This window comes from Bradyrhizobium sp. CCBAU 11430 (assembly GCF_028128855.1).
In the GTDB taxonomy this organism is placed as follows: Bacteria; Pseudomonadota; Alphaproteobacteria; order Rhizobiales; family Xanthobacteraceae; genus Bradyrhizobium; species Bradyrhizobium ottawaense.
The window spans coordinates 1-22,767 of the sequence record NZ_LBJV01000037.1 but is presented as its reverse complement, the minus strand read 5'-3'; the positions used below and the strand labels follow the sequence as shown (position 1 = coordinate 22,767).

Annotated in this window: 21 protein-coding genes and 1 pseudogene; 15 read left to right on the top strand and 7 right to left on the bottom strand. The window is 65.0% G+C overall.

Annotated elements, in window-relative coordinates:
- Positions 1-81 precede the first annotated feature (81 nt).
- Complete coding sequence (locus XI04_RS09885; protein ID WP_028139260.1) at positions 82-726, top strand: carbonic anhydrase; 645 nt, start codon at positions 82-84, stop codon at positions 724-726.
- Between the two features lie 203 nt (positions 727-929).
- On the opposite strand, the gene XI04_RS09880 is transcribed toward XI04_RS09885, so the two are convergent.
- Positions 930-1,964 carry an aspartate-semialdehyde dehydrogenase gene (locus XI04_RS09880; protein WP_028139261.1) on the bottom strand — a complete coding sequence of 345 codons (1,035 nt, stop codon included), beginning with the start codon at positions 1,962-1,964 and terminating at the stop codon, positions 930-932.
- 116 nt (positions 1,965-2,080) lie between these two features.
- Here XI04_RS09880 and XI04_RS09875 point away from each other — a divergent pair, with 116 nt between their 5' ends.
- Both XI04_RS09875 and XI04_RS09870 read left to right on the top strand, forming a co-directional pair.
- Positions 2,081-2,875 (top strand): hypothetical protein, encoded by a 795-nt coding sequence (locus XI04_RS09875; protein ID WP_028139262.1) that lies wholly within the window; start codon positions 2,081-2,083, stop codon positions 2,873-2,875.
- A gap of 156 nt (positions 2,876-3,031) precedes the next feature.
- Positions 3,032-3,409, top strand: coding sequence for a hypothetical protein (locus XI04_RS09870; protein ID WP_028139263.1), 378 nt, complete (start codon positions 3,032-3,034; stop codon positions 3,407-3,409).
- A gap of 197 nt (positions 3,410-3,606) precedes the next feature.
- Here the strand turns inward: XI04_RS09870 and leuB are convergent, their stop codons facing one another.
- Positions 3,607-4,719: a 3-isopropylmalate dehydrogenase gene (gene leuB / locus XI04_RS09865; RefSeq protein WP_028139264.1), complete on the bottom strand. Its 1,113-nt coding sequence runs from the start codon at positions 4,717-4,719 to the stop codon at positions 3,607-3,609.
- A 193-nt stretch (positions 4,720-4,912) separates the two neighbouring features.
- Between leuB and XI04_RS09860 the strand changes: the two genes are divergently transcribed.
- Positions 4,913-6,103 carry a YbfB/YjiJ family MFS transporter gene (locus tag XI04_RS09860; protein ID WP_028139265.1) on the top strand — a complete coding sequence of 397 codons (1,191 nt, stop codon included), beginning with the start codon at positions 4,913-4,915 and terminating at the stop codon, positions 6,101-6,103.
- A 109-nt stretch (positions 6,104-6,212) separates the two neighbouring features.
- On the opposite strand, the gene XI04_RS09855 is transcribed toward XI04_RS09860, so the two are convergent.
- The 4 genes from XI04_RS09855 to XI04_RS09840 form a co-directional block, all read right to left on the bottom strand.
- Positions 6,213-6,995, bottom strand: a complete 783-nt coding sequence (locus XI04_RS09855) for a molybdopterin-binding protein (RefSeq protein WP_028139266.1) — start codon at positions 6,993-6,995, stop codon at positions 6,213-6,215.
- Between the two features lie 10 nt (positions 6,996-7,005).
- Positions 7,006-7,635, bottom strand: a complete 630-nt coding sequence (locus tag XI04_RS09850; RefSeq protein ID WP_271609732.1) for a cytochrome b/b6 domain-containing protein — start codon at positions 7,633-7,635, stop codon at positions 7,006-7,008.
- A 183-nt stretch (positions 7,636-7,818) separates the two neighbouring features.
- On the bottom strand, positions 7,819-8,373 hold the full coding sequence (locus XI04_RS09845; RefSeq protein ID WP_028139268.1) for a fasciclin domain-containing protein: 555 nt from the start codon (positions 8,371-8,373) through the stop codon (positions 7,819-7,821).
- Positions 8,374-8,760: 387 nt separating this feature from the next.
- Positions 8,761-9,522: an SDR family oxidoreductase gene (locus XI04_RS09840; RefSeq protein WP_028139269.1), complete on the bottom strand. Its 762-nt coding sequence runs from the start codon at positions 9,520-9,522 to the stop codon at positions 8,761-8,763.
- 85 nt (positions 9,523-9,607) lie between these two features.
- Here XI04_RS09840 and XI04_RS09835 point away from each other — a divergent pair, with 85 nt between their 5' ends.
- The gene (locus tag XI04_RS09835) at positions 9,608-11,137 is read left to right on the top strand and encodes a malonate--CoA ligase (RefSeq protein ID WP_028139270.1); all 1,530 of its coding nucleotides are present in this window, start codon (positions 9,608-9,610) and stop codon (positions 11,135-11,137) included.
- A gap of 153 nt (positions 11,138-11,290) precedes the next feature.
- On the opposite strand, the gene XI04_RS09830 is transcribed toward XI04_RS09835, so the two are convergent.
- Positions 11,291-12,151 carry a sulfite exporter TauE/SafE family protein gene (locus XI04_RS09830; protein ID WP_271609733.1) on the bottom strand — a complete coding sequence of 287 codons (861 nt, stop codon included), beginning with the start codon at positions 12,149-12,151 and terminating at the stop codon, positions 11,291-11,293.
- Positions 12,152-12,670: 519 nt separating this feature from the next.
- Here XI04_RS09830 and sdhC point away from each other — a divergent pair.
- The 10 genes and pseudogenes from sdhC to XI04_RS09780 all read left to right on the top strand — a co-directional run.
- A complete protein-coding gene (gene sdhC, locus XI04_RS09825; protein ID WP_271609734.1) occupies positions 12,671-13,069 on the top strand; it encodes a succinate dehydrogenase, cytochrome b556 subunit in 399 nt (132 codons plus the stop codon).
- Positions 13,066-13,470, top strand: coding sequence for a succinate dehydrogenase, hydrophobic membrane anchor protein (gene sdhD, locus XI04_RS09820; protein WP_018318929.1), 405 nt, complete (start codon positions 13,066-13,068; stop codon positions 13,468-13,470). Before sdhC ends, sdhD begins: the two co-directional genes overlap by 4 nt.
- Before the next feature lie 3 nt (positions 13,471-13,473).
- The gene (gene sdhA, locus XI04_RS09815; RefSeq protein WP_028139273.1) at positions 13,474-15,324 is read left to right on the top strand and encodes a succinate dehydrogenase flavoprotein subunit; all 1,851 of its coding nucleotides are present in this window, start codon (positions 13,474-13,476) and stop codon (positions 15,322-15,324) included.
- A gap of 107 nt (positions 15,325-15,431) precedes the next feature.
- Positions 15,432-16,214 carry a succinate dehydrogenase iron-sulfur subunit gene (locus XI04_RS09810; RefSeq protein ID WP_028139274.1) on the top strand — a complete coding sequence of 261 codons (783 nt, stop codon included), beginning with the start codon at positions 15,432-15,434 and terminating at the stop codon, positions 16,212-16,214.
- 188 nt (positions 16,215-16,402) lie between these two features.
- A complete protein-coding gene (locus tag XI04_RS09805; protein ID WP_271609735.1) occupies positions 16,403-18,616 on the top strand; it encodes a hybrid sensor histidine kinase/response regulator in 2,214 nt (737 codons plus the stop codon).
- Positions 18,617-18,669: 53 nt separating this feature from the next.
- On the top strand, positions 18,670-20,625 hold the full coding sequence (locus tag XI04_RS09800) for an ABC transporter ATP-binding protein/permease (RefSeq protein ID WP_028139276.1): 1,956 nt from the start codon (positions 18,670-18,672) through the stop codon (positions 20,623-20,625).
- 163 nt (positions 20,626-20,788) lie between these two features.
- A complete protein-coding gene (locus tag XI04_RS09795; RefSeq protein ID WP_028139277.1) occupies positions 20,789-21,613 on the top strand; it encodes an FkbM family methyltransferase in 825 nt (274 codons plus the stop codon).
- A gap of 20 nt (positions 21,614-21,633) precedes the next feature.
- The gene (locus XI04_RS09790; protein ID WP_018318935.1) at positions 21,634-22,020 is read left to right on the top strand and encodes a VOC family protein; all 387 of its coding nucleotides are present in this window, start codon (positions 21,634-21,636) and stop codon (positions 22,018-22,020) included.
- An 84-nt stretch (positions 22,021-22,104) separates the two neighbouring features.
- Positions 22,105-22,347 carry a hypothetical protein gene (locus tag XI04_RS09785; RefSeq protein ID WP_026202099.1) on the top strand — a complete coding sequence of 81 codons (243 nt, stop codon included), beginning with the start codon at positions 22,105-22,107 and terminating at the stop codon, positions 22,345-22,347.
- Positions 22,348-22,533: 186 nt separating this feature from the next.
- Positions 22,534-22,767 (top strand): annotated as a pseudogene (locus XI04_RS09780) (OmpA family protein); the annotation flags it as partial.

Here is a 22,767-nt window from a genome sequence, read left to right as displayed (position 1 = left end):
CAAACAGCCACAGGCGATAACATCTGGTCTGCCTATTCGAAAGGCTTGTTCGCCTCGGCGGTATATGTTTAGGCATAGGCCATGACCGCATTCCCAGAGCATTTGCTGGAAGGCTACAGGGCCTTCGCCACCCAGCGGCTGCCGACCGAGCAGACCCGCTACCGCGACCTGTCGGTGAAGGGGCAGTCGCCGGAAGTAATGGTGATCGGCTGCTGCGACAGTCGCGTCTCGCCCGAGGTGATCTTCGACGTCGGCCCGGGCGAATTGTTCGTGGTCCGCAACATCGCCAATCTGGTGCCGGTGTATCAGCCCGACGGCAACGCGCATGGCGTCTCGGCCGCGCTGGAATATGCGGTGACGGTGCTGAAGGTGAAGCACATCGTGGTGCTCGGCCACGCGCAATGCGGCGGCATCCGCGCCTTCGTCGACAAGATCGAGCCGCTGACGCCCGGCGACTTCATCGGCAAATGGATGCAGATGTTCATCAAGCCGGGTGAAGTGGTCGAGCAACGTGACCATGAGAGCATGGCGCAATTCGTCGAGCGCATCGAGAAGGCCGCGGTGTTCCGCAGCCTGGAAAACCTGATGACGTTCCCGTTCGTGCAGAAGGCGGTCGACAGCGGCCAGATGCAGACCCACGGCGCCTATTTCGGCGTCGCGGAGGGATCGCTGTTCGTGCTGGACAAGGCGAGCAAGGAATTCAAGAACGCGCGTAGCGTGGCGTAGGGCGAGATTTCGTCAGCTGCCGCGTCAAACGAGATCGTCGTCCCGGACAAGCGCAAGCGCAGATCCGGGACCCATACGCCGCAGCAATAATTTTGCGAAGACCCGGAGTTACCAGCTTCGCGCCAAACCACTTCCTGTGGTTATGGGTCCCGGATCTGCGCGCGCTTGTTGCGCGCTTGTCCGGGACGACAGGAGAGAGTTCGTCAGGCCGCCTTCTTCTTCGCGCTGATCAGCTTGCGGTTGATCAGCACTTCCGCGATCTGGATCGCGTTGAGGGCTGCGCCCTTGCGGAGGTTGTCGGACACGCACCACAGCACGAGGCCGTTCTCCACCGTCGCGTCCTCGCGGATGCGGCTGATGTAAGTCGCGTCCTCGCCGGCCGCTTCGTAAGGCGTGGCGTAGCCGCCGGGCTCCTGCTTGTCGATGACGAGGCAGCCGGGCGCCGTGCGCAGGATGTTGCGCGCTTCGTCCGCGCTGATCGGATTCTCGAACTCGATGTTGACGGCCTCGGAGTGGCCGACGAACACGGGCACGCGCACACAAGTAGCGGAGAGCTTGATCTTGGGATCAAGAATCTTCTTGGTCTCCGCCATCATCTTCCACTCTTCCTTGGTGTAGCCGTCCTCCATGAAGACGTCGATGTGGGGGATGACGTTGAAGGCGATCCGCTTGGGGAATTTCTTCGCGACCAGCTCGTCATTGGTGTAGACGGCCTTGGTCTGCGAGAACAGCTCGTCCATCCCGTCCTTGCCGGCGCCCGACACCGATTGATAGGTCGAGACCACGACGCGCTTGATGGTCGCCTTGTCGTGCAGCGGCTTGAGCGCGACCACGAGCTGCGCGGTCGAGCAGTTCGGGTTGGCGATGATGTTCTTCTTCTTGAAGCCTTCGGTCGCAGCCGCATTCACCTCCGGCACGATCAGCGGCACGTCCGGATCCATGCGCCAGGCCGAGGAATTGTCGATCACGACGGCGCCGGCGGCGCCGATCTTCGGCGACCATTCCTTCGACACCTCGCCGCCCGCCGACATCAGGCAGATGTCGACATCGGAGAAATCAAAGTGCTCGAGCGCCTTGCACTTCAGGGTGCGGTCGCCATAGGAGACCTCGACGCCGATGCTGCGGCGCGACGCCAGCGCCACGACCTCGTCCGCGGGGAATTTGCGCTCATCGAGGATGTTGAGCATTTCCCGTCCGACATTGCCGGTCGCGCCGACGACTGCGACTTTGTAACCCATCGTTCACTCTCCGATGAAAAAGCCCGTTCCTGAAGCTGACGCTTAAACAGGAAGAGCAGCGCTTCTATGCGAGAACCGGCCTCAAGACAACGTTGGACCATGCCTTAGGGACGTGGATGCAGTCGCCTGAGGCCAGCACGGCCGCAATCTCCACCCGGACCCATCTCTATCTGACGCTGGCAGCCTTCGCCGACGAGGTGGTCGGCACGCTGGCGCGCCTGATCGCCTATGTGGGGGCGCTCGCTCTGTTTGCCATCCTCGCCCTCGCGGCGCTGGGTCAGTTGCCCGAGCTGCGCGGCGATGATCCCGCAGACAAGCCGGGCTGGAGCACGGCCGACCGATCGCACCCGGCTTTCGCCCTTAGCCGGATCGATTCATCAGAAAAAACAGCCTCTTACACCATCCTTCGGCATCCCGAAGGCGGCCGCAAAGACGTGATGCGCTGGGCGAGCGCGGCGGACCAGCCGCTGGCCGAGCTCGAAATCTATCGGGAAGGCGGCGAGTTCGATGTGGCCCGTCCTGTAGCGACGGACCTCGCCGTCCAGATGGGTCTCGGGGTGGCCACCCCGCTCGAGCAAGCCGGCCTGATCGAGACGAAATTCGGCCCCGTCGCGCTGTTCCGGCCGATCGGCACGGACAAGGGGACGCTGGCCTGCCTCGGCTACCTCAAGCGCAACGAGGAGCCAGGCTTGCAGATCTCCGGCTTCTCCTGCCAGGGCGACACAATGCCCGCCCGGCGTGCGGCGATCGCCTGCACGCTGAACCGGCTGACGCTGCTGACCTCCGGCAACGAGCCGAAGCTGGCGGAATTGTTCGCCCGTGCCGAGCTGAAGCGCCGTGCTTGCGACCTCGCGGGCTCGCCGGACTGGCTGCTGGGCGCCGCCAACGCGCAATTGCGCGGGGCGCTTTGACCGGCATCAAGCTCAAGTGGCTGGTATTGATGCAACTTTTGCCAGCGCGCACGATTATTCCGAGCTGGTGTGACCCAATAGACCTAGTTGCACTCACCCCGGCCGGGCTAGTATGGGGTGAAATCGACTGGCGGTGCGCCGCCTGAAGGGGACGTGATGAGCTGGAAATTCTCTGCCAAACTGGCGACCTTGTTTGCGGCGGGCGCTGTGATTGCCCTGTCCCTTGCGACGCCGGCCTCGGCTGACAACAAGACCAAGCGCTATGACGAGCGCGGCCGCCACTATTACGGCCCGAGCGGCCCCAACGCCGTCTACCAGCAGGGCCGCACCCGCATCTATGTCAGCAAGCGCTCCTGGCTCGACGGCGGCACCGAGGTCAATCCGGGCGACCGCAAGTTCTCCGACTACGCCTTCCCGCCGGCGGTTGGCTATCCGTCCTTCGCCCGCGAGAATCTCAACCGCCCGATCGACCGCCAGCCGCTCTCGCCGCCGCAGGACGTCGGCGGCTATCCGCAGAATTTCCCGCTGTACTGAGCGGACAGCGATCCGAATCAAAAGGCCGGGCTTACGCCCGGCCTTTTTGTTTTTGCGAGATGCCGTAGGGTGGATTAGCCGAAGGCGTAATCCACCACTGCTTGTCTCCGCGGAGACAGAAGAGGTGGGTTACGCCAAGCGGTCTGCGCTTCGCGCAGTCCACATGGCTGACCCACCCTACGAGAGCTGTGCCCGCCTTAGGCGTGCAGCTTCTGCAATTCCTTCAGGATCGCTTCGCCCATCTGCGTCGTCGAGGCGGCCGTGGTGCCCTCCGACTTGATGTCGGCGGTGCGCAGGCCACTGGCGAGCACCGCGGCGATCGCGGCGTCGACCTTGTCGGCGAGCGCGCCCATGTCGAAGGAGTAGCGCAGCGCCATGCCGAACGACGAGATCATCGCAATCGGATTGGCGAGGCCCTGGCCTGCGATATCGGGCGCCGAGCCGTGCACGGGCTCGTACAGCGCCTTGCGCTTCTTGCTCTTCACATCGACCTCACCGAGCGAAGCCGAAGGCAGCATGCCGAGCGAGCCCGTCAGCATCGCCGCGATGTCGGACAGCATGTCGCCGAACAGATTGTCGGTGACGATGACGTCGAACTGCTTCGGCCATTTCACCAGCATCATGCCGCCGGAATCGGCGAGCTGGTGCTCGAGCGTGACATCAGAGTATTCGCGCTTGTGGACCTGGGTCATGACCTCGTTCCAGAGCACGCCCGACTTCATGACGTTGCGCTTCTCCATCGACGTCACCTTGTTCTTGCGCTTCCTGGCAAGCTCGAAGGCGACGCGGCCGATGCGCTCGATCTCATAGGTGTCGTAGACCTGGGTATCGACGGCGCGCTTCTGGCCGTTGCCGAGGTCGGTGATGGTCTTGGGCTCGCCGAAATAGACGCCGCCGGTGAGCTCGCGCACGATCATGATGTCGAGGCCTTCGACGGCCTCGCGCTTCAGGCTGGAGGCTTCCGCCAGCGCCGGGTAGCACACGGCGGGACGCAGGTTGGCGAACAAGGCCAGATCCTTGCGCAGGCGCAGCAGGCCGGCTTCCGGGCGCACCTCGTAGGGCACCGCGTCCCACTTCGGACCGCCGACCGCGCCGAAGATGATGGCATCGGCGGCAAGCGCCTTGGCCATGTCGCCCTCGGAGATCGACACCTTGTGCGCGTCATAGGCGGAGCCGCCGACAAGGCCGGTATCCGTCTCGAACTTGGCGATCCCGGCCGAATTGAGCCAGTCGATCAGCCGCTTCACCTCGCCCATCACCTCGGGGCCGATACCGTCGCCGGGAAGCAGCAGCAGTTTGTGGGTCGCCATGGTCGTTTCCTTCTCGATCCTCTCTCGTCATTCCGGGACGCGCCTCTTGGCGCGGGCCCGCTTCGCGTGCGCCCCGGAATGACGGCCGGCCGGAGTGCTAGAGCGGCGTTGCGCGCTTGGCAAGACACCATTGCCGGGGTGCGGCTGTGCAAGGCGGACGGAGCCTGCCACACTGGGTAGGCCGGAGAACCCCTTGCACGCCCCTGACCGCGTCCTGCCCTACGCGCATCCCGCGCGGCTGATCCTGACCCTGTCGCTGGCGGCCACCGTCGGGCTCGGCATCGGCCGCTTTGCCTATGCGCTGGTGCTGCCCGACATGCGGGAGACCCTCGGCTGGTCCTATTCGGCCGCCGGATTCATGAACACCATCAACGCCGTCGGCTATCTCGTGGGCGCGCTGGTGGCGTCGCGCCTCATCCAGCGCGTCGGCTGGGCGGCCGCGATCCGCGGCGGAACCCTGGCCTGCGTCGCCGCGCTCGCCATTTGCGCGCTGACGGGGAATTTCGTCGCGCTGAGCCTGGCGCGCCTCGTGCTGGGTCTCGGCGCCGCGGCCGGCTTCGTCGCCGGCGGCGCGCTCGCTGCGACCATCGCCCAGTCGCGCCCGGAGCGGGCCAATTTCCTGCTCAGCCTGTTCTATGCCGGACCCGGCATCGGCATTCTGTCCTCGGGGCTGATCGCTCCGTTCACGCTGCAATATTTCGGGCCGGGCTCGTGGTGGATGGTGTGGTGGGCGCTGACACTGCTCTCGGCCGCGATGACCGCGCCGCTGTTCCTGATCCGCATCGAAAGCGGGGCACGTTTCTCGGAAGGCAGCCACGCCGCCTTCGCGATTCGTCCTGTGCTGATCTACCTCGCGGGCTACTTCCTGTTCGGCGCCGGCTACATCGCCTACATGACCTTCATGATCGCCTATGTGCGCGACGGCGGCGGCGGGGCCGCAGCGCAGGCGGCGTTCTGGGGCCTGATCGGCCTGTCCGCCTTCGTCACACCCTGGGCCTGGCGCGGCGTGCTGGCGCTCGACCGCGGCGGATTGGCCACCGCCATCATCCTCGGCACCAACGCGCTGGGTGCGGCCCTGCCGATGCTCGGGCATTCGCCGGCGTGGCTCGCGGTCTCCGCGGTGGTGTTCGGCGTCGCTTTCTTCGCCGTGGTCGGCTCGACCACCGCCTTCGTGCGCTTCAACTATCCGCCGGCGATGTGGCCGACCGCGATCGCGGCGATGACGATCTCGTTCGGCGTCGGGCAAACGCTGGGGCCGATCGTGGTCGGCGCCATCACGGACGCGCTGGGGAGTTTGAGCTACGCGCTGAATGTATCGGCGGCGCTGCTGGCGTTGGGGGCGGCCGCGGCGCTGTGTCAGCGGAAAGTGGGGCCAGCCAGGTAGACGGTGCCGTAGGGTGAGCAAAGGCGCAAGAGCGCTGTGCCCACGGTTTTATTCATGATGGATGGAATGGTGGGCACGCTTGCGCTTTGCCCACACTACGGCAGCGCGCCTAGCTCCCACTAAACGAATTATACCCCTGGTCTTCCCAATAGCCGCCCTTGTAGTCGTTGGTGACTTCCATCGAGACCACGTATTTCGGGTTCTTGAAGCCGAGTTTTGTCGGCACGCGGATCTTCATGGGGAAGCCGTAGGCGCGCGGCAGGATTTCATTCGCGTATTTGAACGTCATCTGGGTCTGCGGATGCAGCGCGCTGCGCATGTCCAAGGGCGAATTGTAGCCGTCCTTGTCGGCGCACTGGAACCAGACGTATTTCGCGCTTGTGTCGGCGCCGATCAGCTTGAGGAAATCGCGCAAGGGCGTGCCGGTCCAGCTGCCGATCGCGCTCCAGCCCTCGACGCAGATGTGGCGGGTGATTTGCGTGACCTGCGGCAACTTGTAGAGCTCGTCCAGCGTCCAGGACTTCTTGTTGTCGACGAGGCCGCGGACCTCGAGCTTCCAGTCGGCGCCAGCGACGTCGGGCGCGTCGTCGAGATCGTAATAGGCGTTGAACGGGAACGGTTTCGTGATCGCGCTCTCGGAGAAGGTCGGCGCCAGTGCGTCGGGATTGAAGATGAAGGCCTGCACGGCATCGTTGAATTTCGAGACCTGCTTCAGCATCTCCTCGGCCGAGGACGAGTCGATCACATCGCAGCCGGTGAGCAGCGTCAGCGCGCCGAGGCTGGCGCCGCCCGCGATGAAGCGGCGGCGCGTGACGTCGGGCATGGTCTTGATGGAGTCCTTGATCAAGAGCCGCTTGTCGACGCCGGGGATCAGGAATGAACGCTTGGCCATGCTCTCCTCCTCAGCGGCCGATGATCATGGCGCGCAGGCTCTTCGGCACGAGCAGCGCGAGCAGGACGTGAACGACGAGGAACGCGCAGATCGCGGCCATGCAGAAGAAATGGATGTAGCGCGCGGTCGGGTAGTCGCCGAACAGCGCGACGAGATAATAGAGCTGCACGGGCTTCCACATCCCTAAGCCCGTGAGCACGATCAGCACGCCGACCACGATGATGCCGGCATAGAGCAGACGCTGCACGTAATTGTAGACGTTGAGGTCATCGTGGCCGAGCTTGAAGGTCAGCGCTGCCCTGACGTCATGGAGCACGCCTGACGGGGTGATCGGAAACAGTTTCTTGCGGAAACGGCCGGTGGCAAAGCCCGTGACGAGATAGGCGAGGCCGTTGATCATCAACAGCCACATCGCAGCAAAGTGCCAGAGCAGGCCGCCGCCGAGCCATCCGCCGAGCGTGTACTCGCGCGGAAAACTGAAGCCGAACAGCGGCGAGGCGTTGTAGATCTGCCAGCCCGACAGGATCATCAGGATCATGGCGAGGGCATTGACCCAGTGCATGATGCGGACCCAGGCCGGCTGGATCACTTTGGCCGGGGCGGCGCTGACCTGCTCGTCGGTGACTGTGAGGCTCGACATGGTGGTTCCGTCCTGAACGTCGTGTGACACCGATTATACGCCGATGCGCCCGCTTTCGTTACGCCCTGTCCGCCATCGAATCGATAGCGTCGGGCTATGGCGGTCACAATAAAGCGAGCCGGGTGCCCCCGGCTCGCCGTTTCGTCGCATCCTGCTTGCGGGATGAAACAGGAGCCCGCGGTGTTACGTCGCCGGCATCAGCACGGTGTCGACCACATGGATGACGCCGTTGGACTGGTTGACGTTGGAGATCGTGACCATCGAGGTGCCGCCCTTGGCATCGACGATCCAGGTCTTGCCGTCCATCTTCTTGACCGTCAGCTCCTCGCCTTCGGCGGTCTTCAGCTTCTTGCCCTCGGTGAGGTCGGAGGCCTCGAGCTTGCCGGGCACGACATGGTAGGTGAGGATCTTGGTCAGCGTCGCCTTGTTCTCGGGCTTGACCAGATTGTCGACGGTGCCGGCCGGCAGCTTGCCGAAGGCGGCGTTGGTCGGGGCAAACACCGTGAACGGACCCTTGCCTTCAAGCGTCGGCACCAGGCCGGCCGCCTTCACCGCCGCGACCAGCGTGGTGTGGTCCTTCGAGTTGACCGCGTTCTGGACGATGTTCTTGGACGGGAACATCGCGGCACCGCCGACCATGACGGTCTTCTCCTCGGCGCGGACAGGCGCGACGACGGTCGCGGTGATGGCCAGGGCGCTGAAGGCGGCGGCGGCGAGATAGGCAATGCGCTTCGACATGGAAAGTCTCCCGATTGAATTGTAACCGGCGATGGCCGGTCTTGCGTTGGGGCAACAACGGCGGCTGCGACCTGTTGGCGTGAAGCAGCAGCGCCGTCGTTGGACCGAACTACGGGAGGGTTGGCGAAGTGGTTTCGGGGAAAAATTCTTTGTGATGCGTGAAACTATGTGGGGGGACGTTCGTGTGATGCACGAACGATCCGCCCACTCCGCTGTCGTCCCGGACAAGCGAAGCGCCGATCCGGGACCCATAGCCACAGGGAGTGGTTTGGCGAAGACTCGGAGTTACCGTCTCGCGCGACGTCTTCTCCCTGTGGTTATGGGTCCCGGGTTCGCGACGTTGTCGCGCCCCGGGACGACAGCGGAGATTGACGCGCGCGCTGCGCCTCAATCCCTGTTGTTCGGCGTCTGGATGAATCCGCGATTATGCGTCGGGCTGATCAGCACCTCGTTGATGCAGACCCTGGCCGGCATGCTCGCGATGAAGGCGATGGTGCGGCCGAGATCTTCGGATTGCAGCATCCTGGCCTGCTCGTCCTCGCTCGGCACCACCGGGCGCAGCTTGAGGATCGGCGTCGCCACCTCGCCCGGCATCAGGCAGCAGGCGCGCAGGCCGTTGACGCATTCGTCCATGTTGAAGGAATGGGTCAGTGCCAGCACCGCATGCTTGGTCGTGGTGTAGGCCGGGCCCGGCATCTTCGAGACGTGGCGGCCGGCCCAGGACGAGACGTTGATGATCGCGCCATCCTGCTGCTTGCGCATCGTCGGCAGCACCGCGCGCATGCAATAGAGCACGCCGTTGAGATTGACCTGGACCAACTTGTCCCAGCCCTCCAGTTCCATGTCCTTCCAGCTGCGCTTGGGAACATTGATGCCGGCGTTATTGACCAGGAGGTCGATGCGGCCGTGCCTGGCGACGATCTGATCGGCGGCTTTCTGGGCTTCCGCAGCGTTGGCCACGTCCAGCGCGATGGCCTCGGCCGCCCCGCCCGCCTTGGCGATTTTGGCAACCACGGTATCCAGGGCGTCCTTGCGCCGGCCCGAGACCACCACGGTCCAACCGTCGGCCGCCAGCGCCTCGGCGCCGGCCTCGCCGATCCCACTGCCGCCGCCCGTGACCCAGGCCACGCGTTTCCCAGCTTTTGTCATGCAAACTGTCTCCGTTGCTTCATTGGGGCGGTTTTTGCTAATCCAGCCCTCGGTTTGACCGGCCTTCGCCGGCGAGGAATGTTGCATGAACCCAGCTGCCAACGCCAACCTGTTCTCCCGCCTGTTCGACGGCCTGGACGATCCGAAGCGCCTCGCGATCGAGACGCATGACGGCGGCCATATCAGCTATGGCGAGCTGATCGCGCGGGCGGGGCAGATGGCGAATGTGCTGGTCGCGCGCGGCGTGAAGCCGGGCGACCGCGTCGCGGTGCAGGTCGAGAAATCCGTCGCCAATATCGTGCTGTATCTCGGCACGGTACGGGCCGGCGCGGTCTATCTTCCGCTCAACACCGCCTATACGCTGAACGAGCTCGACTACTTCATCGGCGATGCCGAGCCGTCGCTGGTGGTCTGCGATCCCTCCAAGGCCGAAGGCCTCGCCCCGATCGCCGCCAAGGTGGAGGCCGGGGTCGAGACGCTCGGAGCTGACGGCAAGGGCTCGCTGACCGAGGCCGCCGACAAGGCGAGCAGCGAATTCACGACTGTCGCGCGGGCGAACGACGATCTCGCCGCCATCCTCTACACCTCGGGCACCACGGGCCGCTCCAAGGGCGCGATGCTGACGCATGATAATCTGGCGTCGAACTCGCTCTCGCTCGTCGGCTACTGGCGCTTCACCGACAAGGACGTGCTGATCCACGCGCTGCCGATCTATCATACGCACGGCCTGTTCGTGGCGACCAACGTGACACTGTTCGCCCGGGCGTCGATGATCTTCCTGCCGAAGCTCGATCCGGATTTGATGATCAAGCTGATGGCGCGCGCCACAGTATTGATGGGCGTGCCGACTTTCTACACGCGCCTCCTGCAGAATTCTGCGCTGTCGCGCGACACCACGAAGCACATGCGGCTGTTCATCTCGGGCTCGGCGCCGCTGCTGGCGGAGACCCATCGCGAATGGTCGGCGCGCACGGGGCACGCCGTGCTCGAGCGCTACGGCATGACCGAGACCAACATGAACACGTCGAACCCCTATGACGGCGAGCGCGTGCCCGGCGCGGTCGGCTTCCCTCTCCCCGGCGTCTCCGTGCGCGTCACCGAACCCGAGACGGGCAAGGAGCTGCCGCGCGAGGAGATCGGCATGATCGAGGTCAAGGGACCGAACGTCTTCAAGGGCTATTGGCGCATGCCGGAGAAGACCAAGTCCGAATTCCGCGACGACGGCTTCTTCATCACCGGCGACCTCGGCAAGATCGACGGCAAGGGCTACGTCCACATCCTCGGCCGCGGCAAGGATCTCGTGATCTCCGGCGGCTTCAACGTCTATCCGAAAGAGATCGAGAGCGAGATCGACGCCATGCCCGGCGTGATCGAATCCGCCGTGATCGGCGTGCCGCATGCCGATTTCGGCGAGGGCGTCACGGCGGTGCTGGTCTGCAACAAGGGCGCCGACGTCACTGAAGCCGCCGTGCTGAACGCGCTGGACGGACGGATCGCAAAGTTCAAGATGCCCAAGCGCGTCTTCGTGGTCGACGAGCTGCCGCGCAACACCATGGGCAAGGTGCAGAAGAACGTCTTGCGGGATACGTACAAGGATATCTACGCGAAGAAATAGGGCTGGCGTTCGCCGTCCTTGCGGATGAAGCCGTAGGGTGGGTTAGCCGAAGGCGTAACCCACCTCTTTGCGTTCCGCGGCGGCAGAAGCGGTGGGTTACGCTTCGCTAACCCACCCTACGACGCTGCGCTCGAATGACGGTGGACGCGGCGACTACAGCCCGCCCACCAGGCTCAGCACAAACCGGCTGCCGACGATCAACAGATAACACCCGAACGCCACTTCCAGCGTCCGCTTCGACATCGCATGTGCAGCTCTCACGCCGAGCGGCGCGGGGACGAGGCTCATCGGCATCACGAGCACGGCTCCGATCAGCGAGACGTAACCGAGCGCGAACGGGATCTGCAGCGCTGCGACGGCCGGATAGTTCGCCGCCGCCGGCCAGCCCGCATAAATGTAGCCGAGCGCGCCGGGGATCGAGATCAGCACCGCGAGTGCGGATGACGTCGCGACCGCCTGATGGATGGGACGGCCGTAGAACGTCATCAGCAGGTTCGAGAACAGGCCGCCGCCGATGCCCATCAGGGTCGAGAGAATGCCGACGCAGAAGCCGTAGGCGCGCATCAGCGGGCCCTTCGGCAGATCGTCGCCCAACTTCCAGCCTTCGCGCGCGAAGATGAGGCGCGCCGCCGCGGAATAGGCGACGCAGACGAACACGATCTTGAACAGCCGCTCCGGCGCATAGCGCGCGATGACGCTGCCGGCGACGACGCCGATCACGATCGGCAGCCACCAGACCCTGACGATAGCCATGTCGACAGCGCCGCGCTTGTAATGCGCCTGGAACGAACGGATCGAGGTCGGGATGATCACCGCGAGCGAGGTGCCGATGCAGAGCGGCATGCGCACCTCCAGCGGCACGCCGGCGATACGGAAGCATTCGTAGAACACTGGCACGAGAATCGCGCCGCCGCCGATACCGAACACGCCGGCCAAAAATCCCGAAAGCGCCCCGGTTGCGATCAGCAACAGTGCGAGCTCGACGATGTCCTTGATATCAAGACCTGCAATCACCCCTGACCTGCCCCGGCGACTGGTCGCAACCTCTTCAGACGTCGGTCGGAGACGGCTACGGTCCCAGCTTTAGACGATCCGGGTTGCCCGGTCGACGCACCGGACGTCCCGGCTGGGGTGGAATGCGGGCTGCGCATATCCGCGGTTTTCAGCGAAGCCGGGCCAGCGTGCGGCGAGCCGAGTCGCCCTGGGCCCTGGGGAGGCGGCTACGGCCGACACCGACCGATTGGTGCGAGCGGAGAGCAGCGGACGTTGGGTTAGAGGCGTTCCAATAGCGATTTCAATGCGCCTCGCGCAGGCTACGAAGTAATGAATTTGAGTTCTCAGTTTGGTTGGCGGACCGATGCTCTGGTATACCAAGCCCCTGATTGGCCTTGCTTCATCAAGGCTCTAGAGCTGAACCGTCGTTCGATTTATGGCAATTTGGAGATTGCACAGGCCAAATCGACTCCGTAAATAGAGCCGACCTTTCCGATCCCCGCGCGCCCCCTGCTGGGCCGCCATAAAACATCAAAGCCCATGACCGCACGGATCGAACGACCCCTCTCGCCGCACATGCAAGTGTACCGCTGGACGCTGACGATGGCTCTGTCCATCATCCATCGCGCCACCGGGATTGCCCTCTATTTCGGAACCCTGCTGCTGGTCTGGTGGCTGGTTGCCGCGGCTTCCGGCCCGGCCGCTTACGCGCACGTCCAGGCCTTCGCCGGCAGCATCATCGGGCGGCTGATCGTGTTCGGATACACTTGGGCGCTGATGCACCATATGCTCAGCGGCATCCGGCATTTCGTGTGGGACCTCGGCTACGGCTTCAAGGCCAATGAGCGGGAAGCGCTGACCTGGGGTGCCCTGATCGGCGGCATCGCGCTGACGGTGCTGATCTGGATCATCGCCTATGCGAACGGAGGTGCACGATGAGCGCATCCGATACGCCGAAGCGCAGCCTGCGGACCCCGCTCGGCCGCGTCCGCAATCTCGGTGCCGCGCATTCCGGCACATCCGATTTCTGGCGACAGCGCATCACCGGCGTCGCCATGACGCTGCTGATGATCCCGGCGCTGGTGATCATCGTGATGCTGCTCGGCCGCAACCAGGTCTACGCTGCGCAGACCCTGAGCTCCATTCCCGTCGCGGTGATCCTGCTCCTCTTCATCTTCGCCAGCGCCTGGCACATGAAGATCGGCATGCAGGTGGTGATCGAGGACTACGTCCATAACGAGAAGCTGAAGCTCGTCTCGATCATGCTCAACAATTTCTTCTCGGTCGCCGTGGCGCTCGCCTCGACCTACGCGATCCTGAAACTGTCCTCCGGAGTGTAACCCATGGCTACGGGAACATCGGCCACCACAACGAATGGCACGGGCAACGGCGCTCCCGCCACCAACGGCAAAGCCTATCCGATCGAAGACCACACCTATGACGTCGTCGTGGTCGGCGCCGGCGGCGCGGGCCTGCGCGCCGTGGTCGGCTGCAGCGAAGCCGGCCTGCGCACGGCCTGCATCACCAAGGTATTTCCGACCCGTTCGCACACGGTGGCGGCGCAGGGCGGCATCTCCGCCTCGCTCGGCAACATGCACAAGGACGACTGGCGCTGGCACATGTACGACACCGTGAAGGGGTCGGACTGGCTCGGCGACCAGGACGCGATCGAATACATGGTGCGCAACGCGCCCGAGGCGGTCTACGAACTCGAGCATTGGGGCGTGCCGTTCTCGCGCACCGAGGACGGCAAGATCTACCAGCGTCCGTTCGGCGGCATGACCATGGACTACGGCAAGGGCCAGGCGCAGCGCACCTGCGCCGCCGCCGACCGCACCGGCCACGCCATGCTGCACACGATGTACGGCCAGTCGCTGCGCCACGCGGCCGAGTTCTTCATTGAGTTCTTCGCCATCGACCTGATCATGGACGATCAGGGCACCTGCCGCGGCGTCATCGCGCTCAAGCTCGACGACGGCACGCTGCACCGCTTCCGCGCCCAGACCGTGATCCTCGCGACCGGCGGCTACGGCCGCGCCTATGCCTCCTGCACCTCGGCCCACACCTGCACCGGTGACGGCGGCGGCATGGTGCTGCGCGCCGGCTTGCCGATGCAGGACATGGAGTTCGTGCAGTTCCACCCGACCGGCATCTACGGCTCGGGCTGTCTCGTCACCGAGGGCGCGCGCGGCGAAGGCGGCTATCTCGTCAACTCCGAGGGCGAGCGCTTCATGGAGCGCTACGCGCCGTCGGCCAAGGACCTCGCTTCGCGCGACGTCGTCTCGCGCGCGATGACCATCGAGATCCGCGAGGGCCGCGGCGTCGGCAAGAAGAAGGACCACATCTTCCTGCATCTGGACCACCTCGATCCCGCGGTGCTGGCCGAGCGGCTGCCGGGCATCTCGGAATCCGCAAAGATCTTCGCCAATGTCGACGTGACGCGCGAGCCGATCCCGATCGTGCCGACGGTGCACTACAACATGGGCGGCATCCCCACCAACTATCACGGCGAAGTCCTGACCAAGAAGGACGGCGACGACAACGCCATCATCCCCGGCCTGATGGCGATCGGTGAGGCCGCCTGCGTCTCCGTGCACGGCGCCAACCGCCTCGGCTCCAACTCGCTGATCGACCTCGTCGTGTTCGGCCGCGCCGCAGCGCTCCGCCTCGCCGAGAAGCTGACGCCCAATGCCAAGCAGCCGGAGCTGCCGGCGAACTCGTCCGAGCTCGCGCTCGGCCGCCTCGACCATTACCGCTACGCCTCCGGCGGCACGCCGACCGCAAAGCTGCGCGAAGGCATGCAGCACGTGATGCAGAGCAATTGCGCGGTGTTCCGCACCGGCGAAGTCCTGAGCGAGGGCCAGAACTTGATCGAGAAGGTCCACAGCGGCATCACCGACATCGCCGTGTCCGACCGCTCGCTGGTGTGGAATTCGGACCTCGTCGAGACGCTCGAATTCGACAATCTGATCTCGCAAGCGGTGGTGACGATGAACTCGGCCGCCAATCGCACCGAGAGCCGCGGCGCGCATGCGCGCGAGGACTTCTCCGAGCGCGACGACAAGAACTGGATGAAGCACACGCTGGCCTGGCTGGACGATGCCGGCAAAGTCAAGATCGAGTACCGCCCGGTTCACGACTACACCATGACCAACGACGTGCAGTACATCCCGCCGAAAGCGCGTGTGTACTGAGCGAACAGTAGCCGTCATTCCGGGATGGTCCGAAGGACCAGACCCGGAATCTCGAGATTCCGGGTTCGATGCTGCGCATCGCCCCGGAATGACGAAAGGTTAGAGCAATGGTTGAATTCGCACTTCCGAAGAACTCCAAGATTTCCGGCGGCAAGACCTGGCCGAAGCCCGCGGGCGCGACCGAGACCCGCGAGTTTCGCGTCTACCGCTGGAATCCGGACGACGGCAAGAATCCGAGCGTCGACACCTACTACGTCGACACCAATGATTGTGGCCCGATGGTGCTGGACGGCCTGATCTGGATCAAGAATCACATCGACCCGTCGCTGACCTTCCGCCGCTCCTGCCGCGAAGGCGTCTGCGGCTCCTGCGCCATGAACATCGACGGCCAGAATACGCTCGCTTGCACCCGCTCGATGCACGACGTGAAGGACGGCGCGGTGAAGATCAATCCATTGCCGCACCAGCCGGTCGTGAAGGACCTCGTCCCCGACCTCACCAATTTCTACGCCCAGTACGCATCGGTCGAGCCGTGGCTGAAGACGACCTCGCCGACGCCGCAGAAGGAATGGCGCCAGACCCACGAGGATCGCGAGAAGCTCGACGGCCTCTACGAGTGCATCCTGTGCGCCTGCTGCTCGACCTCGTGCCCGAGCTATTGGTGGAACAGCGAACGTTATCTCGGTCCCGCCGCGCTGCTCCAGGCCAATCGCTGGGTGTCCGATTCGCGCGACGAGGCGACCGGCGAGCGGCTCGACAATCTCGAGGATCCGTTCCGCCTCTACCGCTGCCACACCATCATGAATTGCGCCAAGGCCTGCCCGAAGGGACTGAACCCGGCCGAAGCCATCGCCGAGCTGAAGCTCAAGATGGTCGAGCGCCAGATCTAAAGGCGCGGTTCATGCTTCGTGTCCCGGCCAGTCCGGCCGGGACATTCCGAGATCGCGGTCAATTCGAGTAGAATTTTCTCCGACCCGCTGTGCGCGTAAGTTCCACGCGCACAACCAGCGGTTCCGGCACAAGTTGCTTCCTTCCCCGCGCGAGATTCAGTTAAGCTCCCGTCAGGGACGGAGCGACTGTGCAGAGGGCGCAACGCAATTCGCTGAGGCTGTTGCAGTGGATGATGGCGGCATCCCTGGCGCTGCCGGTTGCGCTGTTCGTCATCACCTCCGCGATCTCCTACACCTCGACCAGGGACATTGCCGACCGGGAGATCGAGCGCACGCTCGACGTCGTGCATGAGCACGCGCTCAAGGTGTTCGAGACCATCGATCGCAGCCTGGCCGAGCTCAACGAGGTCGTGCGCGGCCTTCCCGACGACGTCATCCGCGCGCGCGAGCCGGCGCTGCACCGCCGCCTGAGGCGGCTGACCGATTCACTGCCGCAGCTCAAATCGGCCTGGATCTTCGACGCGGACGGCAAAGCGCTGGTCAACAGCCTCGCCTCGCCGCCGCCGGAGCTCCGCTTTGCAGACCGCGACTATTTCTACGCTCACGTCGACCAGACCATCGGCAGCTTCATCGGCACGGCCCTGACGCCCCGTCCGCCCTATCAGGGCGCGCGCTTCTTCGGGGTGAGCCGCCGCCGCGACTCCGACGACGGCACTTTCATCGGGGTGATCCAGGCCTCTGTCCTCCCCGAATATTTCGAGAGTTTCTATGCGCGGATCGGCTCCGATGCCGGCAGCTTCTTCGCGATGGGACGCGCCGACGGTGTGCTGCTCGCGCAGTTCCCGCGGCTCGAGCGCGACCTTCGGCTGGATCCGACCGGACCGGTCGGCCGGGAAATCGCGGCGCGGCCCGCGCACGGCCTCATCACCGTCGCCTGGCCGTCGGACGGGATCGAGCGCCGCATCGGCTACCGGCGCGTCGCCGAATATCCGATCTATGTCAGCGCCGGGCTCGAGACCTCGGCGATCCGCGCGCGCTGGCTCGCCACCATGGGCCAGCATCTGGTGTTCGGCATTCCCGCCACCGCACTTCTGTTTCTGCTGTTGGCGCTGGCATTGCGGCGCACGCAGCACCTTCAGGCCGAAGCCGCCAAGCGGCGTGAGGCCGAGGAGGCACTCAAGCACAGCCAGCGCCTGGAGGCGCTCGGACAGCTCACCGGCGGCGTCGCGCATGATTTCAACAATCTGCTGACGGTGATCCGCGCCTCGGTCGACCTGTTGAACCGGCCGCAACTGACGGAGGAGCGGCGGCAGCGCTACATCACGGCCATTGCGGACGCAGTGGCGCGCGCGGCCAAGCTGACCTCGCAGCTGCTCGCCTTTGCGCGGCGTCAGACCCTGAAGCCGGAAGTGTTCGACGTCGGCGAGCGGATGCAGGCGCTGCACGACATGCTGGCGCCGCTGCTGGGGCCGGCCATCGAGATCACCATGCGCCTGCCCACCGAGCCCTGCCTCGTCCACGCCGATGCCGGCCAGTTCGAGACGGCGCTGATCAACATGGCGACCAACGCGCGCGATGCCATGCAGGGCAAGGGCAGGATCGTTTTCACGGTCGAGGCCGCGGCGGCCGTTCCGGACACGCTGGCCCATGCCCCGGGCAGCCAGACCTTGGTAAACCAGAACTTGGGAAGCCAGAGCTTGGGAAGCCAGAGCTTGGCAAACCAGAACTTGGCAAACCGTGGCTTCATCAACGTGACCGTCAGCGACACCGGAGTCGGCATTCCTGCCGCCCGGCTGGAACGCATCTTCGAGCCGTTCTTCACCACCAAGCAGGTCGGCCACGGCACCGGCCTCGGCCTGTCCCAGGTGTTCGGCTTTGCCCGGCAATCCGGGGGCGAGGTGACGGTTAGGAGCGAGGTCGGTCACGGCAGCACCTTCTCGCTCTACCTGCCGCGCGTGCCGGCGGACCTGCTGCCGCAGCGGCAGGCGCCGAACACGGCGCCGGCGGTGGCCGGCAGCGGCATGTCGGTGCTGCTGGTCGAGGACAATATCGAGCTTGCCAATTTCGCCGCCGACGGCCTCACCGAGCTCGGCTACAGCATCACGCTGGTCGACAACGCCACCGATGCACTCGCCGAGCTCGACATGGACGCGGATCGTTTCGATGTCGTGTTCTCGGACGTCGTCATGCCGGGAATGACCGGGCTCGATCTGGCGCAGGCCATCTGCCAACGGGGCATCGGCGTGCCGGTCGTGCTGACCACGGGCTACAGCCAGGCGCTGGCGCAGGATGGCGCTGCCGGCTTCGATCTGGTGCAAAAGCCGTACTCGATCGAGGAATTGTCGCGAATTCTACATCGGGCGGCCCGGATCCGGCGCGTCCGCGACGGCGCCGCCGAGTAAAGGCGCCTCGGGAACCTCGGGGAACCGGTTGATTTGGCTTGCGTTATCCGATCATGCAAAAGCCGGCTGGAAAACGCGAGCAGGACAGGAAGCCCCCCATCGTCGACATCGCCGGCGAGAACGGCGACAAGGTCGCACCGCCTCCGCCGGAATTGCTCGAGCCTGACCCGGAGCTGTCACCTGAAGAGGTCGAGCAGGCCCGCAAGGATTATCTGCTGACACGGTTCTGGATCAGCGCGCGCGGCTTCTGGGGACAGGGCGGCGATCGCCTCGCTTGGCCGTTCTCAATCGGCCTCGGCCTGCTGATCGTCCTGGCCGTCGCTTTCCAGTACGGCATCAACGTCTGGAATCGCGCGATCTTCGACGCCATCGAGAAGCGCGACGCGGCGAGCGTTTTCCATCTCACCGCAATGTTCTTTCCGCTTGCGATCGGCAGCATCGTGCTCGGCGTCATCCAGGTGTTCGCGCGCATGGGCATCCAGCGGCGTTGGCGGGCCTGGCTCACGGCGAGCGTGCTGACGCGGTGGCTCGCGAACGGGCGCTACTACCAGCTCAACCTCGTCAAGGGTGACCACGAGAATCCGGAATACCGGATTGCCGAGGATCTGCGCATCGCGACCGATTCGCCGGTCGATTTCCTCGCCGGCGTCACCTCGGCGCTGCTGTCGGCCGCGACCTTCATCATCGTGCTCTGGACCATCGGCGGCGCGCTCACCGTCACGTTCGGCGGCTCGACGCTCACCATTCCCGGCTTCCTCGTGATCGCCGCGATGCTCTATGCCGCGATCGCCTCGGGCTCCATCCTGGTGATCGGCCGGCGCTTCGTGCAGGTCTCCGAGGACAAGAACCAGGCCGAAGCCGATTTCCGCTACACGCTGACGCGCGTGCGCGAGAACGGCGAGAGCATCGCACTGCTGGGCGGCGAGGAGGAAGAGCGCGACGGCATCGACCGCAACTTCGCCGGCGTGCTCCGGCAATGGGCGCGGCTCGCCGGTCAGCACATGCGCACCACGTTGGTGTCGCAGGGCTCGAGCCTGGTTGCGCCGGTCGTGCCGCTTTTGCTCTGCGCGCCAAAATTCCTCGACGGCAGCATGACGCTGGGACAGGTGATGCAGGCGGCCTCCGCCTTCACCATCGTGCAGAGCGCGTTCGGCTGGCTGGTCGACAATTATCCGCGGCTTGCCGACTGGAACGCCTGCGCGCGCCGCATCGCCTCGCTGATGATGTCGCTCGACGGACTCGAACGCGCCGAGCAGGGCGACGGTTTTGGCCGCATCAAGCGCGGCGAGACCAGCAACGACGCCATCCTGGAGATGAAGGATCTGTCGGTCTCGCTCGACGACGGCACGGCCGTGGTCGGCGAGACCGAGGTGGTGATCGAGTCGGGCGAACGGCTGCTGGTCGCCGGCGAATCCGGGACCGGCAAGAGTACGCTGGTGCGCGCCATCGCAGGCCTGTGGCCCTGGGGCGGCGGCAGCGTCAATTTTCACAGGGATCGCCGACTGTTCATGCTGCCGCAGCGGCCCTATGTGCCCTCCGGATCACTGCGCCGCGCGGTCGCCTATCCCGGTGCGGCCGAGGACTGGACCCTGGAGGAGATCGGTGACGTCCTGCATAAGGTCGGCCTCGACCATCTCAAGGAAAAGATCGAGGAGGAAAGCCCCTGGGACCAGACGCTATCCGGCGGCGAGAAGCAGCGCCTCGCCTTTGCGCGGCTGTTGCTGCACAAGCCCGACATCATCGTGCTCGACGAGGCGACCTCGGCGCTCGACGAGAAGAGCCAGGACAGGATGATGAAGATGGTCACCGACGCGCTGCCGAAGGCGACCATCGTCAGCGTCGCGCATCGCGCCGAGCTGGAAGCCTTCCACAGCCGCAAGATCGTGCTGGAGCGCCGCAAGGGCGGCGCCAAGCTCGTCAGCGACATCGACCTCATCCCACGCAAGGGCAAGCGCAGGCTGCTCGGGCGATTTCTGCGGCAGCGCAAGGCACCGAAGAAAGCTGCGTGATCTCGTAGCCCGGATGGAGCGCAGCGCAATCCGGGAAGGCCCATCAGCGCGGTGAGAATCCCGGATTTCGCAGCGCTCCATCCGGGCTACGGACCTCTCGTGAAGATTGGAGTCCCACGCAAAACCGGCTATGCATGCGCCGCTTGCAACGAGGACCGCCTGCTTGACGACTGACAACGCCCCTTCGTCCGCGCCGTTCGGCGCGTTTGCGCCCAATGCGGCGCAGGCTGCGATCATTCGCCTCGCACAGCAGTCGGGGCTGAAGCGCGGCGCGTTCCGGCCCTGGATGTCGCGGCTGGTCAACCTGCTGCGCGGTGGCCCGGTCGACGTGCAATATCAGGGCGCATCGTTCCGCTTCTATCACCAGGGCAGCGCGACAGAGCGCGGCGCGCTGTTCAATCCCGATTATAATCTCGACGAGCTCGACTTCCTGCGCCAGCATACCCCGGCGGGCGGCACCTTCCTCGACGTCGGCGCCAATGTCGGCACGTTTGCGCTGGTGATGGCGCGGCAGGTCGGCACCACAGGCAAGGTGGTCGCGATCGAGCCGCATCCCATGACGTTCGCGCGGCTCTCGTTCAACCACGGCGCGTCGAAGACGGCGCAAGTGCGCCTGGTGCAGGCTGCCGCCGGCGACAGCGACGGCGAGCTGATGATCGAGAGCGGCGGCGGTAATCTTGGCGCCACTCACGTCGTCACCGGCACGGCGAGCGCCGAGGCGATCAAGGTGCCGTCGCTGCGGCTGACACGCATTCTCGACGAGGCCGGCGTCACGCAAATTGATTCGCTGAAGATCGACGTCGAGGGTTTTGAGGACCGCGTGCTGATCGGCTTCTTCCGCGATGCGCCGCCCTCGCTATGGCCGCGCGCGGTCGTCATCGAGCATCTGTCACAAAACGAATGGCAGCAGGATTGTATTGCCGACATGGTCGCGCGCGGATTTGCGATCATGCGCAAGACGCGAAGCAATACGTTCCTCTCACGCTGACAAGGACGAAGGAGGTTACGATGATCGACCATCTGGGTTTCTCCGTTTCCGACTATGAGCGCGCCAAGGCGTTCTACGCCAAGGCGCTGGCTCCGCTCGGCTACGGCCTGATCATGGAGGTCACGGCGGAGCAGACCGGCCACGCTGCCGCCGCCGGCTTCGGCGCCAACGGCAAGCCGGATTTCTGGATCGGCGGCGAAGGCGCCATGAACAAGCCAGTGCATGTCGCGATCGCGGCCAGGGACCGCGCCACCGTCGACGCGTTCTACAAGGCGGCCATCGCGGCCGGCGGACGCGACAACGGCCCGCCCGGCATCCGCCCGCATTACCATGCGAATTACTACGGCGCCTTCGTGCTCGACCCTGATGGCCACAACATCGAGGCCGTCTGCCACGCGCCGGAATAAGGCAGATCCAGCGCGGCGCGATGAGGGAACATCGGCGCGGCATCATCGTTGTCCTTCCCCGGACAACTGATCCCGATGATGCCGATGCCGATCGAACCGCCCGAGATTCCGCCGGCAACACCGGGGACTCCAGCCGAACCGCCACCCGGAATTCCGCCGGGCAATCCGCAGCCTGAAATCACGCCGCCGGTGCGCGAGCCCGGCTCGCCACCGCGGCCCGACGAATTGCCGGGCCGCATGCCTGAAGAGATTCCATCGCGCGGGCCGAACGGGCCGCTGACGCCGAATCCTGCGACGGATGCAATTCCGCCGCGGGATCGCGCATGAAGTGGCCGATCACATGTGGGGCAATTGCAACCAGCGTCTGAATGCGCAATGAACGTTGCCGGAGTGACGCGATTTCCGTGCAGAAATAAATCGGGCCGCGACCGCATCGCCCGCCACAATCCGGCCTAACGCGTAGCTGTTCATCCCAACACTTCGTCAAAGAACCTTCCGGGGAAGTTCACCACCATGACCAATCTTCGTTTCGTGCTGCTCGCGACGACGGCTCTGACCGCGATGCAATTCGCAAGCTCCGCATCGCAAGCACAAAGTGCGCCGCCGCTCGTGGTCGCGCAGGCGCAGCCTCAAGATGCGGGCCCTGACGGAAAACCGAAGCAACCGCCGAAGGGACCCGCGGCTGCGCCGCCTGCTGGGCCCGCGCGCCCGGCCGCTCCGCCGCCCGCCGCTGCACCGCCCCACCCG

Excerpts from the sequence above, each read along its gene's own strand:
- XI04_RS09810 (WP_028139274.1), top strand. The coding sequence starts at position 15,432 with ATGGTTGAATTCGCACTTCCGAAGAACTCCAAGATTTCCGGCGGCAAG.
- sdhC (WP_271609734.1), top strand. The coding sequence starts at position 12,671 with ATGACCGCACGGATCGAACGACCCCTCTCGCCGCACATGCAAGTGTAC.
- XI04_RS09880 (WP_028139261.1), bottom strand. The coding sequence starts at position 1,964 with ATGGGTTACAAAGTCGCAGTCGTCGGCGCGACCGGCAATGTCGGACGG.
- XI04_RS09800 (WP_028139276.1), top strand. The coding sequence starts at position 18,670 with ATGCAAAAGCCGGCTGGAAAACGCGAGCAGGACAGGAAGCCCCCCATC.
- sdhD (WP_018318929.1), top strand. The coding sequence starts at position 13,066 with ATGAGCGCATCCGATACGCCGAAGCGCAGCCTGCGGACCCCGCTCGGC.
- XI04_RS09870 (WP_028139263.1), top strand. The coding sequence starts at position 3,032 with ATGAGCTGGAAATTCTCTGCCAAACTGGCGACCTTGTTTGCGGCGGGC.
- XI04_RS09850 (WP_271609732.1), bottom strand. The coding sequence starts at position 7,635 with ATGTCGAGCCTCACAGTCACCGACGAGCAGGTCAGCGCCGCCCCGGCC.
- leuB (WP_028139264.1), bottom strand. The coding sequence starts at position 4,719 with ATGGCGACCCACAAACTGCTGCTGCTTCCCGGCGACGGTATCGGCCCC.
- XI04_RS09790 (WP_018318935.1), top strand. The coding sequence starts at position 21,634 with ATGATCGACCATCTGGGTTTCTCCGTTTCCGACTATGAGCGCGCCAAG.
- XI04_RS09785 (WP_026202099.1), top strand. The coding sequence starts at position 22,105 with ATGCCGATCGAACCGCCCGAGATTCCGCCGGCAACACCGGGGACTCCA.
- XI04_RS09885 (WP_028139260.1), top strand. The coding sequence starts at position 82 with ATGACCGCATTCCCAGAGCATTTGCTGGAAGGCTACAGGGCCTTCGCC.
- XI04_RS09835 (WP_028139270.1), top strand. The coding sequence starts at position 9,608 with ATGAACCCAGCTGCCAACGCCAACCTGTTCTCCCGCCTGTTCGACGGC.
- XI04_RS09855 (WP_028139266.1), bottom strand. The coding sequence starts at position 6,995 with ATGGCCAAGCGTTCATTCCTGATCCCCGGCGTCGACAAGCGGCTCTTG.
- XI04_RS09845 (WP_028139268.1), bottom strand. The coding sequence starts at position 8,373 with ATGTCGAAGCGCATTGCCTATCTCGCCGCCGCCGCCTTCAGCGCCCTG.
- XI04_RS09875 (WP_028139262.1), top strand. The coding sequence starts at position 2,081 with ATGCAGTCGCCTGAGGCCAGCACGGCCGCAATCTCCACCCGGACCCAT.
- XI04_RS09840 (WP_028139269.1), bottom strand. The coding sequence starts at position 9,522 with ATGACAAAAGCTGGGAAACGCGTGGCCTGGGTCACGGGCGGCGGCAGT.
- sdhA (WP_028139273.1), top strand. The coding sequence starts at position 13,474 with ATGGCTACGGGAACATCGGCCACCACAACGAATGGCACGGGCAACGGC.